The sequence below is a fragment of the Gordonia sp. LMA484 genome, from assembly GCF_058129505.1.
In genome coordinates this window covers 2,570,229-2,587,064 of sequence record NZ_CM176700.1, presented here as the reverse complement: position 1 = coordinate 2,587,064, position 16,836 = coordinate 2,570,229, and the positions used below count along the sequence as shown (strand labels likewise).

At 65.4% G+C, this 16,836-nt stretch carries 16 protein-coding genes; 10 read left to right on the top strand and 6 right to left on the bottom strand.

Annotation, left to right across the window (positions count from 1 at the left end):
• Positions 1-17: 17 nt before the first annotated feature.
• From AC4AMJ_RS11330 to AC4AMJ_RS11320, 3 genes are all read right to left on the bottom strand, one after another.
• On the bottom strand, positions 18-446 hold the full coding sequence (locus AC4AMJ_RS11330) for an Imm63 family immunity protein (protein ID WP_489918074.1): 429 nt from the start codon (positions 444-446) through the stop codon (positions 18-20).
• Entirely contained in the window at positions 446-1,180 is a 735-nt protein-coding gene (locus tag AC4AMJ_RS11325) for a TNT domain-containing protein (protein ID WP_489918073.1), read from the bottom strand. The genes AC4AMJ_RS11330 and AC4AMJ_RS11325 overlap by 1 nt, the downstream gene beginning before the upstream one ends.
• Before the next feature lie 127 nt (positions 1,181-1,307).
• Entirely contained in the window at positions 1,308-2,489 is a 1,182-nt protein-coding gene (locus AC4AMJ_RS11320) for a PQQ-dependent sugar dehydrogenase (protein WP_489918072.1), read from the bottom strand.
• Positions 2,490-2,571: 82 nt separating this feature from the next.
• Between AC4AMJ_RS11320 and AC4AMJ_RS11315 the strand changes: the two genes are divergently transcribed.
• Positions 2,572-3,714: a DoxX family protein gene (locus AC4AMJ_RS11315; protein ID WP_489918071.1), complete on the top strand. Its 1,143-nt coding sequence runs from the start codon at positions 2,572-2,574 to the stop codon at positions 3,712-3,714.
• A 188-nt stretch (positions 3,715-3,902) separates the two neighbouring features.
• On the opposite strand, the gene ilvD is transcribed toward AC4AMJ_RS11315, so the two are convergent.
• Together ilvD and AC4AMJ_RS11305 are read right to left on the bottom strand one after the other, a co-directional pair.
• The gene (gene ilvD / locus AC4AMJ_RS11310) at positions 3,903-5,747 is read right to left on the bottom strand and encodes a dihydroxy-acid dehydratase (protein WP_489918070.1); all 1,845 of its coding nucleotides are present in this window, start codon (positions 5,745-5,747) and stop codon (positions 3,903-3,905) included.
• Between the two features lie 181 nt (positions 5,748-5,928).
• Complete coding sequence (locus AC4AMJ_RS11305; RefSeq protein ID WP_489896333.1) at positions 5,929-6,363, bottom strand: PH domain-containing protein; 435 nt, start codon at positions 6,361-6,363, stop codon at positions 5,929-5,931.
• A gap of 273 nt (positions 6,364-6,636) precedes the next feature.
• Here AC4AMJ_RS11305 and AC4AMJ_RS11300 point away from each other — a divergent pair, with 273 nt between their 5' ends.
• From AC4AMJ_RS11300 to AC4AMJ_RS11270, 7 genes are all read left to right on the top strand, one after another.
• A complete protein-coding gene (locus tag AC4AMJ_RS11300) occupies positions 6,637-8,616 on the top strand; it encodes an acetolactate synthase large subunit (protein ID WP_489896332.1) in 1,980 nt (659 codons plus the stop codon).
• Positions 8,613-9,116 (top strand): acetolactate synthase small subunit, encoded by a 504-nt coding sequence (ilvN, locus tag AC4AMJ_RS11295; protein WP_489896331.1) that lies wholly within the window; start codon positions 8,613-8,615, stop codon positions 9,114-9,116. The genes AC4AMJ_RS11300 and ilvN overlap by 4 nt, the downstream gene beginning before the upstream one ends.
• A gap of 92 nt (positions 9,117-9,208) precedes the next feature.
• Positions 9,209-10,222 carry a ketol-acid reductoisomerase gene (gene ilvC, locus AC4AMJ_RS11290; RefSeq protein ID WP_489896330.1) on the top strand — a complete coding sequence of 338 codons (1,014 nt, stop codon included), beginning with the start codon at positions 9,209-9,211 and terminating at the stop codon, positions 10,220-10,222.
• A 224-nt stretch (positions 10,223-10,446) separates the two neighbouring features.
• Entirely contained in the window at positions 10,447-10,683 is a 237-nt protein-coding gene (locus AC4AMJ_RS11285; RefSeq protein WP_489918069.1) for a hypothetical protein, read from the top strand.
• A gap of 642 nt (positions 10,684-11,325) precedes the next feature.
• Positions 11,326-11,979 (top strand): hypothetical protein, encoded by a 654-nt coding sequence (locus AC4AMJ_RS11280; protein ID WP_489918068.1) that lies wholly within the window; start codon positions 11,326-11,328, stop codon positions 11,977-11,979.
• A 616-nt stretch (positions 11,980-12,595) separates the two neighbouring features.
• Entirely contained in the window at positions 12,596-12,787 is a 192-nt protein-coding gene (locus AC4AMJ_RS11275; RefSeq protein WP_489896327.1) for a hypothetical protein, read from the top strand.
• Complete coding sequence (locus tag AC4AMJ_RS11270; RefSeq protein WP_489918067.1) at positions 12,780-13,163, top strand: hypothetical protein; 384 nt, start codon at positions 12,780-12,782, stop codon at positions 13,161-13,163. Before AC4AMJ_RS11275 ends, AC4AMJ_RS11270 begins: the two co-directional genes overlap by 8 nt.
• 82 nt (positions 13,164-13,245) lie before the next feature.
• Here the strand turns inward: AC4AMJ_RS11270 and AC4AMJ_RS11265 are convergent, their stop codons facing one another.
• A complete protein-coding gene (locus tag AC4AMJ_RS11265; protein ID WP_489896325.1) occupies positions 13,246-13,911 on the bottom strand; it encodes a chymotrypsin family serine protease in 666 nt (221 codons plus the stop codon).
• Between the two features lie 314 nt (positions 13,912-14,225).
• On the opposite strand from AC4AMJ_RS11265, the gene serA reads away from it, so the two are divergent.
• Together serA and AC4AMJ_RS11255 are read left to right on the top strand one after the other, a co-directional pair.
• Positions 14,226-15,821 (top strand): phosphoglycerate dehydrogenase, encoded by a 1,596-nt coding sequence (serA, locus tag AC4AMJ_RS11260; RefSeq protein WP_489896324.1) that lies wholly within the window; start codon positions 14,226-14,228, stop codon positions 15,819-15,821.
• Entirely contained in the window at positions 15,818-16,828 is a 1,011-nt protein-coding gene (locus AC4AMJ_RS11255) for a 3-isopropylmalate dehydrogenase (protein ID WP_489896323.1), read from the top strand. Before serA ends, AC4AMJ_RS11255 begins: the two co-directional genes overlap by 4 nt.
• Positions 16,829-16,836: the final 8 nt, after the last annotated feature.

Below are 16,836 nucleotides of genomic sequence, written 5' to 3'. Positions count from 1 at the left end.
AGCGCGGGCCGCCGAGGTCACGGCGACGGCAGTGAGTCGATGATGCCCTCGTCCGCACCGGCATCGATCATCCGTGCCCGCAGCGTCGCGAGCCAGGTCTCGGCCCACGACTGATCGGCGCAGGCCAGCGCGTCGTACTGTGCCTGCCACGCGGCCCGGGGGAAGTCGCCGGATTCGGGTGGATGCAGGCGCCACGCGATGCGTTCGGCAATCACTTCGGCGACGAGCGACAGGTATTTGTCCGGGTCCGTGGAACTCCGGTCCGACAGGATGCGGTCGCGTTCGCGACTGGTGATATGCCAGCCGTCCGAATCGTTCACGCAGCACGGTGTCGCGTCTCCGCGGATCTCGCCGAGCACCGGCAGATCTTCCGGATTCGCCCGCATCCGCGTACCCAGATCCATGATCCGGGTACGCATCTCGTCATCGAGCTGGTCTCCCGGCATCAGTGCACGGCGGGGAAGACCTGTTGCACATACCCTGCACACCGCAGCCAGGCGACGCCGAGCGTGTCGTCGTCGTTGATGAAGCTGTCGCACTGCGGGTTCTTGGTGACCTCCGTCGTCAGATAGCTGCGCACCACCTCGTATTGGATTCCGCCGCCACGCTGTTCGAACCAGGGTGCGATACGACCGGTGTCGACGGGGAGATCCTTGATCACCTCGTACACGTGATAGTTGCAGTATTCTTCCTGGCCCTGCGGGCCACTGAGATTCGACGGGGGCAGTGAACGCGCGGCGTATTTCGTTCCCGCGGGCGCGAGGAAGTTGCCGCGCTCGCCGCCGTAGCGATCCAACCGGCGCCCGACCTTCATCGTCGCCTTGTGCTTGATCGGTTGATGGTTGCGATCGAGGACGTAGCCCTGCCCATCCGGGTACTTCCACCACTTCTTCTCGGTGTCCCAGTACTTTGCAAGGAATTCTGTACTACCCGGCAGAGAGCCGAACCGTTGGTAGCCGGCCAACTGTGGCCCCGTCGGCGGCTCGTTCGACAGGGTCTGCGGCCCGAGCTCGCTCTTCTGCTCGTAGGACGCCACCGAGCAACCGTGCATGGCGGGGCCGCCGAGGGAGCCGAGATCGAGGGACCCGAGCGGATTCGGAGCGGCTGTCGCGACGGCGCCGGACGACAGGCAGAGGGAGAAGATGGAGGCAAGGACGACGAGGAGACTGCGACGGTTCATGTGCCGCGCCTTTCGCGTTCGGTGATCGCGGGATGAGTTTGACCGAACTGTAATGGACGACGCCGATCGTCGGCTGCGAGTTCGACAAACCCGGGCAGGGCGGTGAACAGGTGCGGATCACCGCAGGTCAGGTGCGGTCCTCCGTCGACGACGGTGGCAACCACCGGATCACCCGGTCGTCGGTGCTGACCGGTTTGCCCGAAGTGCGGTTGACGGTGGCGAACTGCAGTATTCCGTTCTGCAGGGCCACCATTCGCCCGAGGGCGCCGTATCGCTTGTCCAGCACCACCACCGGAGGGGTGATCGCGGGCTTCTCCCGAGTCGGTTCGTTGAGTGCCTCGATGTGCTGGGTTCGGGTGGTGGAGACGAAGATTGCGCCCGAGGCGACGGCGCATCCGGCGATCTGCGGCCGGTCCGGCCATGTCCACAACACCTTCGGACCCGAGGCCTCGAGCACCTGCAGCCGGTCCTCGCTCGCCGTCTGATCGGCGAGGTACAGAGTGCCGGAGGCGACGCTGGGACACAGTGAGACATTGGAACCGAGACCTGACGCCAGGATGCGTGGCGGTGGGTTGGTTCCCGACCGGAACGAGGTCACCAGCAGGATCTTTCCGGCCAGCGACGACGGATTCGCGGCAGCGGAGGGGTCGCCGGCGTTGCCGGTCGCCACCACCAGTTCCGTCGGCGAGCGGAAGTACATCGCACCCATGTTCCCGGTGGCACCCTTGGGGATACCGACCAGGATGGGTTTGGGCACGTCTCCCGGTGCGAGGCGCACGATCCGATTGTCGGACGCGGTGGTGACCAGCGCGTAGATCAGACGATCCTGTGCATAGGTTGGCGAGAAGGCGAAGTCGATCAGACCGCCGTCGCCGGACGCGTCCACGGGAGTCTCGGCCAGAACTCGTTGTGGCCCATAGCGTTTGGTTGTGATGATCTTGCCGGTGGTGCGTTCGGCCACCACGGTGACATCACCCTTGTCATCGCCGGGCATCACCGCGGCAGTCGACTGTAGGCACGTCGCGATGACCGCGGGATCAGGGTCGACGCAGGGTCCGGGCGGCGGGGGTATCGGCGGTTCGGTGGGGGAGGGGCGCGGCGGTGGCTTCTGCGCCGCGGACTGGTTGTTGGCGCTGAACGCCCCGGCGTCCTTGGCCCGATCCTGGTCGGTGAAGTCGGCGCAGCCGCTCAGCGCCAGGAGAAGCGCGCCGAGGACGGTCACGGCGACGAATCGGACCGAGTGTGACCGACGACTCCCCGATGCCAACCGCTCACGGTTGCGCGTTGCCGACGGCCACCCCTTGCGCATGCCACCCAGAGTAGGCGATCGATTCCGACTCACCGCGTGCTGCTGGGCGCACACATCGGCAACTGCGCTTACAGTCGGACGTGTGAGCGAACGTGACATGCCCGCTGGAGGCGGGTCCAGTCCGTACGACGAGCCGACCGGTGAGATCGATCTCGGGCAGGGTGCGCCGATGCGCCGGCGTCGGGTCCCGAGCGAGGATCGGGATTCGTTCTACGCGAAGCACGCGATGCCGCCTCGGCCGCCGATGTCGCGGGTCGACGACCTCGACGACATCGAGCCGGACGAGTTGGAGACGACGTCGATGCGTGCGACTGATCGGACGCCGGCGACACAGGCGATCCCACCACAGGAGAGGGTGCCCGACGTCGGTGAGAAGGTGCCCGACACCCGTGAGGGGGCTTCCGACACCGGTGAGGCGGCGACCGAACCGTTCACCGCGTCGAGTGCATCCGCTCGGTCGGCGCCGACCACGGCATTCGACGCCGCCGACCCGTCCGACGTCCCCTCGACCCGGGCTGCCTACACCGAGGTGCACACGCCCGCGGTCCCGGCCGCCGCGATCGACCCGGACATGGCCGATCATCACGACGGCGCGCCGACCGCCGACGAGCGACTTCGTGCCACCGAGGCGGACCTCGCGGACATGGAACGTCACGCGCGTCGGGGCACCCTTGATCTGGGGCTGTTGTTACTCCGATGTGCGGTGGGCGTCATCGCCATGGCGCACGGCGCGCAGAAGCTCTTCGGGTGGTGGAACGGTCCGCGACTGTCGGGGTTCGAGGACATGCTCATCAACGCGCCGAACACGGCGATCGGTTTCCAGCCCGACGCCGCCCGGCCACTCGCGATCGTCGGCGCGCTCTCCGAGACGCTCGGCGGACTGATGTTGGTCGTCGGTCTGTTCACGCCCCTGGCTGCGTCCGCAGTACTCGGCGTGATGTTGATCGCCGCAGCCTACAAGGCCACCCTGGCCGGGGGCGTCTGGTTCTTCGTGAGCGGGGGCGGCGGAGCGGGCATCGAATACGAGTTGCTGCTGGTGGTATGCGCAGCGGTGATCATTCTCACCGGACCCGGCCGCCTCTCGATCGATGCGCCCCGGGGCTGGGCACGGCGCCCCGCGTGGGGTTCGCTGGCACTACTCGTCGTGGGGATCGGTGCTGCGGTCGCCATCTGGCTGTTGTTCAACGGGACCAACCCGTTCCACTCTCCGGGTAACCCCACCTGAGGGGAGCGTCGCCTGACGGGAGGGTCGCTCGCAGGAGGGTCGTTTGCAGCGGCCACCTCCACGAAAAGCGCCCCACACAGTCACCCGGTCGAGAGCGCTCAACGACATGATGTCGATGGCGCCGCTCTGCCGGGCGCTTCCCTGGGGCGCTTTTCGCGGCAGACGGATGCTGCCGACCTCAGTCGACCTCAGTCGACCTGGCGCACTGCTCCGCGGTCAGCCGATGTCGCCAGCTTCGCGTAGGCCCGCAGCGCCGTGGTGACCGTGCGCTGACGATCCTTCGGTTGCCAGGGGCGTTCGGATGCCTCCATCTTCGCGCGGCGCTCGGCCAGGACATCGTCGTCGACCAGCACCTCGAGGCGCCGGGTCGCGACGTCGATGAGGATCGGGTCGCCGTTCTCGACCAGGCCGATCGCGCCGCCGGATGCGGCCTCGGGGGACATGTGACCGACCGACAGCCCCGACGATCCGCCGGAGAAACGTCCGTCGGTGATCAATGCACATTTCTTGCCCATGCCGGTGCCCTTCATGAAGGCGGTCGGGTGCAGCATCTCCTGCATGCCGGGCCCCCCGGCGGGTCCTTCATATCGGACGACGAGGACCTCGCCGGCCTGGATCGTCTTGGACAGGATGACCTGGACGGCTTCCTCCTGGCTCTCGACGACGCGGGCCGGGCCTTCGAAGTGCCAGAGGTCTTCGTCGATACCGGCGGTCTTGAGGACCGCGCCGTCGGGGGCGAGGTTGCCGCGCAGCACGCACAGTCCGCCCTCGACGGTGTAGGCGTGGGCGAGGTCGCGAATACATCCGCCGGCGGCATCGGTGTCCAGCGAACTCCACCGGTTGGCGGTCGAGAACGGGGTGGTGGTGCGGACCCCGCCCGGCGCGGCATGGAACAGCTCGAGTGCCTCGTCGATTGCGGAGCCGCCACGGATGTCCCAGTCGTCGAGGAAGCTCGCGATGGTGGGACTGTGCACGGTCGAAGCGGTGTCGTCGATGAGCCCGGCACGACGCAGCTCGCCGAGGATGGCGGGGATGCCGCCGGCCCGATGGACGTCTTCCATGTGGTAGTCGGAGTTGGGTGACACCTTCGACAGGCAGGGCACATTGCGGCTGATCTGGTCGATCACCGACAGGTCGAAGTCGGCGACCTCACCTTCCTGAGCGGCGGCGAGGATGTGCAGGACGGTGTTGGTGGACCCGCCCATCGCGACGTCGAGCGCCATCGCGTTACGGAACGCCGTGGGCGTGGCGACGTTACGAGGCAGCACCGAATCGTCGTCATCGCGGTACCAGCGCGTCGCCGCCTCGACGACGACGCGTCCGGCACGCTCGAACAGAGCGCGGCGGGCCTCGTGCGTGGCGAGGGTGGAACCGTTGCCGGGCAGGGCCAGACCGAGCGCCTCGGTGAGACAGTTCATCGAGTTGGCGGTGAACATGCCCGAGCACGAACCACAGGTCGGGCACGCCGAACGCTCGACCTCCGACAGGCCCTCGTCGTCGACGTCGCTGTTCGCCGACGCCGAGATCGTGGTGATGAGGTCCGACGACGGGTGGGCGACATCGCCGACGACGACTGCCTTACCGGCCTCCATCGGGCCGCCCGACACGAACACCGTCGGGATGTTCAGGCGCATCGCGGCATTGAGCATGCCCGGAGTGATCTTGTCGCAGTTGGAGATACAGACCAAGGCGTCGGCGGTGTGGGCGTTGACCATGTACTCGACCGAATCGGCGATGATCTCCCGGCTCGGGAGCGAATAGAGCATGCCGCCGTGGCCCATCGCGATGCCGTCGTCGACGGCGATCGTGTGGAACTCGCGCGGCACGCCGCCGGCGGCCCGAACCGCGTCGGCGACGATCTCGCCGACATCCTTGAGGTGTACATGCCCGGGAACGAACTGGGTGTACGAATTGGCGATTGCCACAATCGGTTTGCCGAAGTCGTCGTCGGTCATGCCGGTGGCGCGCCACAGCGAGCGGGCGCCCGCGGCTTCGCGTCCGACGGTGGTGGTGCGGGACCTCAGAGCTGGCATCGAATCAATCCTCGGTGGTCGTTGCGCCTGACAAGAGGCGGATCAGGGTGTGGCAGGCGACCGCGACACCTCATGCGCGTCACCGCCTGCCGAGGTTACTCCGCTGTGATCAGGCACAACAAAGCGGTTTGGATGGTCGGCGGTGTGGACGGTCGGCGCGTAGACCAGGGACCGGGAGTGGTCAGCTCTCGTCTTGCGCGGCAGCGGCGTACGGATCGGGGATGCGTCCGCGGCTCGCGGCCGACAATCGTGGCAGATCGGCAAAGGTGATCGCGGGCAGCCTCACGCGCGCACCGTTGACGAGGACTGCGCGCACCGAACCCCAGCGGGGGAACTGCAACCCGTCGATCTCGTTCCAGGCGATCTCCCGGGAGGAGAAGGTGTGTACCGCACACAGTCCTTCATCGGTGACCACCGTGCGAATCCGGACGATCCACCAGCCGAGCAGCACCGGGACGATCAGGGTCCATCCCAACCACACCAGCGAGGCGCCCGCGAGGATCACCGCGACCACGAACATCATCGGGATTGCGAAGTATGCGATCTTCGCGATCCGGAACGTCTGCGGCAGTTCGACGGCGGGTGCATCAGAGGAGGCGGGTGTTGACGTTGACACCACACCATTGTCTCACCTCCGTCATCCCGCTGGTCCACCAGTGTTTTCCCACGATGTGAGACGGGGTCGGATGTGGTTTGACTCTTGACACGCGCCGGTCCTACCGTGAAGGCGTGAAGCAGCACGAGAATCTCGTAGTAATCGGCCGGCGCGTCGTCGCCTGACCGGTCACATCGTAGACCCTCGGCATCGACGCGCCACCCTCGCACAGCTCAGCTGTCGGGGGTTTTTTCTTGTCAACTAAACGAACACCAGAGCATGAAGGACCGTGCAGTGAGCGCACCAACAGCACGTACCGGCGCCGGCAGCGGAGCGAGTGGGCCGAGTTTGACGGCCACCTCGCATGAATCGGCGCCGCGCCAAGAGTCACCGGCCGGCGGGAACCTGCGGGCGGTAGGACAACACACTGTTGCACCGGAGCGGGTCAGCGGAGCGAAGTCCGTCGTCCGGTCGCTCGAAGAACTCGGCGTCGAGGTGGTATTCGGTATTCCCGGTGGTGCAGTGCTGCCCGTCTACGATCCGCTGCTGGACTCGGAGAAGGTCCGTCACGTCCTGGTCCGACACGAGCAGGGTGCAGGGCACGCGGCCACCGGCTACGCGCAGGTGACCGGCCGCGCCGGGGTATGCATGGCGACGTCGGGTCCGGGTGCGACCAACCTGGTCACCCCGTTGGCCGACGCTCAGATGGACTCCGTGCCGGTCGTCGCGATCACCGGCCAGGTCGGTCGCGCGCTCATCGGGACCGACGGGTTCCAGGAGGCCGACATCTCGGGCATCACGATGCCCGTCACCAAGCACAACTTCCTGGTGAGCAACGCCGCCGACATCCCGCGCGTCATCGCCGAGGCCTTCCACATCGCCGAGAGCGGACGGCCGGGTGCTGTCCTCGTCGACATCCCGAAGGACATCCTCCAGTCGCAGACCACGTTCAGCTGGCCACCGCAGTTCGATCTGCCCGGCTACCGCCCGGTGACCAAACCGCACGGCAAGCAGGTCCGCGAGGCCGCGCGGCTCATCCAGGCCGCGAAGGCACCTGTCCTCTATGTCGGCGGTGGCGTGATCAAGGCGAACGCGTCGGCAGAACTGAGGGAACTCGCCGAGCTGACCGGCATCCCCGTGGTCACCACCCTGATGGCGCGCGGCGCATTCCCGGACAGCCACCAGCAGCACCTCGGCATGCCCGGGATGCACGGCACCGTCGCCGCCGTCGCGGCCCTGCAGCGCAGCGACCTGCTGATCACCCTCGGCGCACGGTTCGACGACCGCGTCACGGGCCAGCTGTCGTCGTTCGCCACCAACGCGAAGGTCATCCACGCGGACATCGATCCGGCCGAGATCGGCAAGAATCGTCATGCCGACGTGCCGATCGTCGGAGACTGCAAGGCGGTCATCGCCGACCTCATCGAGACCATCCGCAACGAGCGTGCGACCACCACGGCGGCGCCGGATCTGTCGGAATGGTGGAGCTACCTCGACGGTGTGCGCCGGACCTACCCCCTGAGCTACGACCGCCAGGCCGACGGCTCGATGTCGCCGGAGTTCGTCATCTCGTCCATCGGCAAGGCTGCCGGTCCGGATGCGGTGTACTGCGCCGGTGTCGGTCAGCACCAGATGTGGGCCGCTCAGTTCATCTCCTATGAGAAGCCGCGAACCTGGCTCAACTCAGGCGGACTCGGCACGATGGGTTATGCGGTGCCGGCCGCGATGGGCGCCAAGATGGCGGCCCCGGACACCGAGGTCTGGGCCATCGACGGTGACGGCTGTTTCCAGATGACCAATCAGGAACTGGCGACGTGTGCCATCGAAGGGATCCCGATCAAGGTCGCGCTGATCAACAACGGCAACCTCGGCATGGTGCGTCAGTGGCAGACCCTCTTCTATGAGGAGCGCTACTCCAACACCGACCTCGCCACCCATTCGCGACGCATCCCGGACTTCGTGAAGCTCGCAGAAGCGCTGGGCTGCGCGGCGTTCCGCGTCGAGAACGAGGCCGACGTCGATGACGTCATCGCGCAGGCCCGTGCGATCAACGACCGTCCGGTGGTGATCGACTTCATCGTCGGCGCGGACGCACAGGTGTGGCCGATGGTCGCTGCCGGAACCGGCAACGACGAGATCATGGCCGCACGGGACATCCGGCCGCTGTTCGACGAAGACGAGTCGGCGTCGGACACACCGGAGATCCACGAGACGATGAATCGGACGGACGCGGCCGTGTTGGCCGCCACATCTGCACAGAAGGACCAGAAGTGAGCACCACCCACACCCTCAGCGTCCTCGTCGAAGACCGGCCAGGTGTTCTCGCGCGCGTCTCGGGACTGTTCTCGCGTCGCGGCTTCAACATCGAGTCCCTTGCGGTGGGACCCACCGAGCTCAAGGGGATCTCGCGGATGACGATCATGGTCACCGTCGACGACTTCCCGCTCGAGCAGGTCACCAAGCAGCTCAACAAGCTGATCAACGTGATCAAGATCGTCGAGCAGGACCCGGCGAGCTCGGTGTCGCGCGAGTTGATGATGATCAAGGTCCGTTCGGACTCCGCAGTGCGCAGTGAGGTCATCGAGGTCGTGAACCTGTTCCGCGCGAAGGTCATCGACGTCTCACCCGAGTCGCTGACGGTCGAGGCGACCGGAACCTCGGAGAAACTCGAGGCGCTGCTGCGGATGCTCGACCCATACGGCATCCGCGAGATCGCACAGTCCGGCGCGGTCACACTCGGACGGGGGCCAAAGAGCATGTCGGCCAACCGCTGACACCTCGGCGCACAGCCGACACACGAAGTACCAGAGCCCTTTCGGATAACCGAACATCCAGAGGGACAACAGAAATCGAAGGGAATCCAACTGTGGCGATCGAACTGTTCTACGACGACGACGCCGATCTGTCGATCATCCAGGGTCGTAAGGTCGCGGTCATCGGCTATGGCAGCCAGGGACATGCGCATTCGCTGTCGCTGCGTGACTCCGGGGTCGACGTCGCGGTCGGTCTGCGCGAGGGCAGCAAGTCGCGCGAGAAAGCCGCCGAGCAGGGTCTGAAGGTGATGACCGCCGCCGAGGCGGCAGCGTGGGCCGACGTCATCATGATCCTGGCGCCGGACACCAGCCAGGCCAAGATCTTCAGCGAGGAGATCGAGCCGAACCTCAAGGATGGCGACGCGATCTTCTTCGGTCACGGCCTCAACATCCACTTCGACCTGATCAAGCCCTCCGCCGACATCACCGTCGGCATGGTCGCGCCGAAGGGACCGGGTCACCTGGTGCGTCGTCAGTTCGTCGACGGCAAGGGCGTGCCCTGCCTGATCGCGATCGACCAGGACCCCAAGGGCGAGGGTCAGGCTCTCGCGCTGTCGTACGCCAGCGCGATCGGTGGTGGCCGCGCCGGCATCATCAAGACCACCTTCAAGGAAGAGACCGAGACCGACCTTTTCGGTGAGCAGGCTGTGCTCTGCGGTGGCACCGAGGAACTGGTCAAGACCGGTTTCGAGGTCATGGTCGAGGCCGGTTACGCACCGGAGATGGCCTACTTCGAGGTGCTGCACGAGCTCAAGCTGATCGTCGACCTCATGTACGAGGGCGGCATCGCCCGCATGAACTACTCGGTCAGTGACACCGCCGAGTTCGGCGGCTACCTTTCCGGCCCGCGGGTCATCGACTCCGACACCAAGGAGCGTATGCGCGGCATCCTGCGCGACATCCAGGACGGCACCTTCGTCAAGCGCCTGGTCGCCAACGTCGAGGGCGGCAACAAGGAACTCGAGGATCTCCGTAAGAAGAATGCCGAGCACCCGATCGAGGTCACCGGCAAGAAGCTGCGCGATCTGATGAGCTGGGTGGATCGACCGATCACCGAGACCGCCTGATTCCGTTCGTCCCGGCGGAAGAACCGCAAGGTCCCCCGAGCGCTCGCTGCGCGCGGGGGACCTTGTCGTTCGGGTGGCGTACTTTACTGGCTGCCGCCAGTTGGGAGGACGAGGAGGGCGCGCTCGTCCGCTAGTATCTCGCAAACTGGGCACCGAAGACACGGGGGGATTTCGATCACCGATGTTTGGTAGATCCGTGCGCGCTGCGCGACTATTCGGCGGCCGTGGAGGACGTATCTGGTGAGGTGTCCGGCTGCCGCTTGCCTGATCGCTTCCACGATCTTGCTGCGTGCATGCCGGGCTCCTCGAATACTGCGTCGCCCGCGATCCGCAGTGCACTGGATGAACTTGCCAATTTCTACTCCGGGCTGTCGTCCGCGGTCAGAAACGCGGCCGGTGAGTTCGAAGGCACCGACGTTGACATCGCCGACAACCTCCGTGGTGTGATGGGGGCGAAGTGATCCCGAGTCGGCGGGTTTTCGAAACGTGGAACGTTGATCAACTCGTCGCCCACGGTGACGACTTGGAAACGGCAGCCGAGAATCTCGACGACCTGGGCTCGGGACTCGGTTACCGGATTCGCGCCATGGGACCGGATGGAGGTCCGAACGGGGACTGGAACGGATTGTCCTATCGAGCAGCTGTTGACGGAGTTGAGCGTGGGGATGCGAGCGCGCGGGCGATTTCGAATATCGCCGCTTCGAGCGTGATCGGAATCGAGAAGTACGGGCCGACGCTCGCACATTCCGCGCGGGCCATAAGCGGCTTGGTCCGGACAATAGAAACAGGGGACTTGTATGTCACCGACGACTGGGTCGTATTGATCTGCGAGAAACTGATGTCGCCTGCGATGGCCAGACTCATGAGTCTGGCCGCGACAGGGTTTCAGGATCAGTTGAATCCTCGTCTCATGGATCTGGGACATGCCGACTACGATCTCGGCAATTACATTCGTCGGCAGATTCAGCTAGCGAACCCCGAATTGCCCGAGCTGCCGCGCGACGTACACGCATCCAAGGACTTCACGACCGATCCGTATTCCGACGAGAGTCGAGGACCCGACCATCGGTCGCGAGAATCAGCGGAAGAAGCTCGCAGAGCACATGTTGGGCACCGTTGTCGACAAGGAAACAGTTGCCGTGAACGGTACGACGGTGACGACGCTGAGAATGCTCGATGGTGGTCGACAGGTTTATACCGACGCCCATCACGGAGGTATCGGCGATACGTTCGACCTGTATAACGAGAAAGGGACGCTCATTTCGTCGAGGGTGAAGAATCCCGACGGATCGATGACGACAACGTTGATGCGAGGGGGCAAAAGCCCCGTCGTCGTAACCGAGAGTCGTGACGGGAAAGCCTCTGCGGAGGTGGATGGCGTTCAGGCGCAGGTCCCGAATTCGGACCACGTTGCTCAAGCGCTGGCCGGCGGCGGAATGGCAGCCCTCGAACCTCATGTCACCGATGGCCTCCCTTTTATCTCAGCAGCCCAGGCTGAGAAACTGCAGGTCGGCGCGAAGGCGGCCGGTCCGGCGTTGAATGTCCTTGGTACCGCGGTTGCCGTTGTGGAGGCGAAATCAGGATACGACCGATGTGTCGCGGGAACGACGGGGGCGGTGACTCTGATGGGGGACCTTGCTGTCAGCGCGATGGTGTCCGAAACCGCAGGTGCGGCAAGACTGTTTGGCGCGGGCGCAGTGAGCGGTTTGGCTTTCGGGATGATCGGGAACCTGGCCGGGCAGGCGGTGTGCAAGTGAGTGCCCAAGCATCGCTCCCGGTCCCGAGCCTCTGGGCCAAGCGCTTTTCCAGGGGCGACAAGGGCACTCTCTGCGTATTCATTGTGTTGTCTGCCGTGATCGGAGGGCTTGGCATCGCCGTGGTCGTCTCCAGCCAACTATTCGGCGATTCGCAGGCATAACCAACACATACCAACGCAGCACAAGCAAACCGCTGTCCATCATTCGATCGGTACGGCGTCGGTGTCACAACGACCATCTCGACTTCGAGTTCGGTGTGCACGTACGGAACGGCGCCCTAGTCCTACATCGCGATACGAGGATCCGCGGCTATGAGATCGTGGCAGCCGGTTCGACCGGGCTGGGATTCCTGATGTTCGCTTACGGTGTCTCGAACGAGAATTGGTCACTACCGGCGGCCGGTATGGACCAGCTGGGCCTCTACCCACCTGTCGCACTTGTTCTCGGGGGCTTGTACGTCGTTCGTGCAGTTCGGGTTTCGCGCTCCCGGGCGGGAGAGTACGAGATCTCGCCAAGCGGGATCCGCCACGGTCATAGAGGGGTCACGCGCCTATTGGAGACGATCCAGCGCGCCGCCCCGGCGGCGATCGCAGGGGACAAGAGGTTAGGTGCTTGGGTGGCGCTCGAACCCGTTGATCGACGTGATGAATTGCGGGTCGACGAAACTGCAATCGGCCCGACCGCAACATTGTGGCTGTTTGACTTCTACCTCCGCCACCCGGAACTCCGAGGGGAACTGTCGTCCACAACACCGGTCAAACGGCTGCGAAATGCCTCAATCGTCGAGGATGAATCGCGATATGTCTGAATTGAGCGGTATACCCGGTGAGTACATCGATGTGCTCCGCGACATGGCCCTCGACCCCGCAACCAGGGCCGTCGTTCGCGAAACCGTCCTCGAGTTGGACCTCGCGCCACTCACCGACCTGGTGATGCCGATGCCGAGTTCCTGGCGTTCGGATGACTACCGACTGTTCTGTGAGGATCGTCGGGTTCGCGCGGCGGAATTGGCACGAAGAATCCATCATGCGGTTGACGAATTGATGGACCACAGCTTGCGAACTGGTCTGTCTGGAGTCAGCGACACTGATCGCGACGCGGTCGAAGAGTGGACGCGCGACCAATTCGAGCGAGAGCTGGGTGCCTGGCTGCGCGTCAATCCGACTGTCACCTACGAGCGCTGATCCCGGTCACTCCGGCGGACGAACGACAAGGTCCCCCGCGCGCCACGAGCGCTCGGGGGACCTTGTCGTTCGCGCAGGTCGATCAGATCGGGCGGAAGCCACCGTATTGTGGCAGCGAACTGACCCGCTTGAGGACCGGTCCGATGTTGGTGCCGGTCTCGGGGCCCAGGCAGGCCAGGAAGTAGTAGGCGTTCACCATGCCGACGAGGCGGTCGCCGACGACCACGGGGCTGCCGGAATCGCCTTCGATGACGCACATCTGGCTGAAGTGCACGTCGCCGTCGGAGAACCAGCTCATGCCGCACGTACTGCCGGTCGTGCGGCCCTCCTTGCACGCGACGGTGGGGAAGGAGAGTGGCCTGGTGTCGACGGACCGGATGGTCAGGCCGCGAACAGTTCGCAGCGGAACGACCTTCGCCGCGTTGAACTCGATGATCGCGATGTCGAGGTCACTGGCCGAATACTTGATCGTGCCGGCCTGACCGCGATCCTGGAAGGTCTCGGAATACACCTTCTGGCCGGGATCGCCGCAGTGGCCGGCGGTGATGCCGATCAGCTTGCCGGTCTTCGATTTTCCGATCGTCGTCAGCGTGCACGCGGCCGCAGAGTTCCCGCCCTTGAGGACCAGGATTCCCGAGCCGCCGCCGAGATAGATCTTTGCCGGTGCGGCCACAGCAGAGCCAGCCCCCCAGCCGGCCAGCACCGTTGCCGCCAAAACAGCCAACAGTGCTGTCAGCTTCCTCATCATCCAAACTCCGCTCATTCGACGCGCACAAGAAACCCCTGTGGACCCGAGGCGTGCTCGGGGCCAAGCACACGGTACCGGGCTGCGCCCGCATACGGCGCGGCGCGGAATCGTCCCGGGGTCGGTTTGCAACCTATCCGTAATGCCGATCACAATCTACCCGCATTTCGGAGTATGCCGAGCTGACTGGCATACACCGCCTGCGAATCGGACAAATGCCGACGACTAAGCTGTGCGCGGAAGTCCTCGCGGTCGATTGCGACCGGCCGCGACGATCTCCACCACACCTACGCAGGCCCCCGACCATGGAGATTATCGTGACCTCAGCTGGCCGTCCGGTCGTTCTGATCGCCGACAAACTGGCACCCTCGACCGTCGAAGCGCTGGGCGACGACGTCGAGGTGCGCTGGGTGGACGGGCCCGATCGGCCCAAGCTGCTCGAGGCCGTCGCCGACGCGGATGCACTCCTCGTGCGGTCCGCGACGACGGTGGACGGCGACGTGCTCGATGCAGGCCCCAAGCTGAAGATCATCGCCCGCGCCGGCGTCGGTCTCGACAACGTCGACGTCCCCGCCGCCACGGCGCGCGGTGTGATGGTCGTGAACGCGCCGACGTCCAACATCCACACCGCCGCCGAACACGCCGTCGCGCTGTTGATGTCCGCCGCACGCCAGATCCCCGCCGCCGACGCGACGCTGCGGGAGCACACCTGGAAGCGCTCGGCGTTCAACGGTGTCGAGATCTTCGACAAGACCGTCGGCGTCGTCGGGCTCGGCCGGATCGGTCAGCTGGTCGCTGCCCGGATGGCCGCGTTCGAGACGTCGATCATCGCCTACGACCCGTACGTCTCCGCGGCGCGCGCCGCTCAGCTCGGCATCGAACTCGTGACCCTCGATGAACTGCTGGAGCGCGCCGACTTCATCACGGTGCACCTGCCCAAGACACCTGAGACGCTCGGCCTGATCGGCAAGGATCAGCTGGCCCGTACCAAGAAGGGTGTCGTCATCGTCAACGCGGCCCGCGGCGGTCTGGTCGACGAACAAGCACTCGCCGATGCGATCACCTCCGGCCACGTCCGCGGAGCCGGGCTGGACGTCTACGCCACCGAGCCGTGCACCGATTCACCACTTTTCGATCTGCCCCAGGTGGTCGTCACCCCGCACCTCGGTGCGTCGACCGGCGAGGCACAGGATCGTGCCGGTACCGACGTCGCCAAGAGCGTGCGGTTGGCGCTGGCGGGGCATTTCGTTCCCGACGCGGTCAACATCACCGGTGGTGCCGTCGACGAAGAGGTCGCGCCCTGGCTCGAGGTCGCCCGCAAGCTCGGTGTCCTGGTGGGCGCCATCAGCAATGAGCCGCCGACCTCGCTGGTCGTCGATGTGCGCGGTGAGATCGCGTCCAACAACGTCGAGGTGCTCGGGCTCTCGGCACTGCGCGGGCTGTTCTCCGCAGTGCTCGACGAACCGATCACCTTCGTCAACGCCCCGGCAGCGGCCGCCGAGCGCGGCGTCACCAGCGAGGTCACCACGGCGCCGGACAGCCCGAATCATCGAAGCGTCGTCGACGTGAAGGCGGTCTTCCCCGACGGCACGGTGCACAACGTCTCGGGCACGCTGACCGAGCCCCGGCTGGTCGAGAAGATCGTGAACATCAACGGCCGCAACTTCGATCTCCGTGCCGAGGGGCACAACCTGATCGTCAGCTATGCCGACCAGCCCGGCTCGCTCGGCAAGATCGGCACCCTACTCGGCAACGCAGGGGTCGACATCCGCGCGGCAGGCCTGTCCCAGGATGCCGAAGGGCCCGGTGCGACGGTCGTGTTGCGGGTGAGTGAGCCGCTCGGTGACGACCTCGTCGCCTCGGTCGGCGAAGCGGTCGGTGCGACCCTGATCGAACAGGTGGATCTGACATGAAACTCGCTGTCATCGCTGGCGACGGCATCGGTCCCGAGGTCATCGGTGAGGCCATCGGCGTTCTCGAATCCGTCGTTCCCGATGTCTCGACCACCGAGTTCGATCTCGGTGCACGTCGTTACCACCGCAACGGTGAACTTCTGACCGAGGACGACCTGGACTCGTTGCGTCGTCACGACGCGATCCTGTTGGGCGCGATCGGTGACCCGTCGGTCCCGTCCGGTGTGCTCGAGCGTGGACTTCTGCTGAACATGCGGTTCGCGCTGGACCACCACGTGAATCTCCGGCCCTCCCGCAAGCTCCCCGGCGTCACGTCGCCGCTGGCCGGTGACCCGGACATCGATTTCGTGGTCGTCCGGGAGGGGACCGAGGGTCCCTACACCGGCAACGGCGGCGCGATCCGCACCGGCACTCCGCACGAGGTCGCGACCGAGGTCAGCGTCAACACCCGCTTCGGTGTGGAGCGTGTGGTGCGCAACGCGTTCGAGCGTGCGCAGGCGCGTCGCAAGAAGCTCACCCTGGTGCACAAGACGAATGTGCTCACCTTCGCCGGTTCGATGTGGAGCCGAACCGTCGCCGAGGTCGGGGCGGAGTACCCGGATGTCACCACCGACTACTGCCACGTGGACGCGGCGACGATCTACCTCGTCACCGACCCCGGCCGGTTCGACGTGATCGTCACCGACAATCTGTTCGGCGACATCATCACCGACATCGCGGCCGCGGTTACCGGCGGCATCGGGCTTGCGGCGTCCGGCAATATCGATGCCACCCGTACGAATCCGTCGATGTTCGAACCGGTACACGGCAGTGCCCCCGACATCGCCGGACAGGGCAAGGCAGACCCGACCGCAGCCATCCTGTCGGTGGCACTGCTGCTCGATCACCTCGGCGAGACCGACGCCGCCCAGCGAGTCGAGAAGGCCGTCGCCGACGACCTCGCCGAGCGCGGCTCGGAGGAACTCAGCACGTCCGAGATCGGAAAGCGAATTCGCGAACGCGTCTGATCCGCGAA

Coding starts and splice junctions, on each gene's coding strand:
- AC4AMJ_RS11330 (WP_489918074.1), bottom strand. CDS start 446: ATGCCGGGAGACCAGCTCGATGACGAGATGCGTACCCGGATCATGGAT.
- AC4AMJ_RS11325 (WP_489918073.1), bottom strand. CDS start 1,180: ATGAACCGTCGCAGTCTCCTCGTCGTCCTTGCCTCCATCTTCTCCCTC.
- AC4AMJ_RS11320 (WP_489918072.1), bottom strand. CDS start 2,489: ATGCGCAAGGGGTGGCCGTCGGCAACGCGCAACCGTGAGCGGTTGGCA.
- ilvD (WP_489918070.1), bottom strand. CDS start 5,747: ATGCCAGCTCTGAGGTCCCGCACCACCACCGTCGGACGCGAAGCCGCG.
- AC4AMJ_RS11280 (WP_489918068.1), top strand. CDS start 11,326: ATGTTGGGCACCGTTGTCGACAAGGAAACAGTTGCCGTGAACGGTACG.
- AC4AMJ_RS11270 (WP_489918067.1), top strand. CDS start 12,780: ATGTCTGAATTGAGCGGTATACCCGGTGAGTACATCGATGTGCTCCGC.
- AC4AMJ_RS11265 (WP_489896325.1), bottom strand. CDS start 13,911: ATGATGAGGAAGCTGACAGCACTGTTGGCTGTTTTGGCGGCAACGGTG.
- AC4AMJ_RS11255 (WP_489896323.1), top strand. CDS start 15,818: ATGAAACTCGCTGTCATCGCTGGCGACGGCATCGGTCCCGAGGTCATC.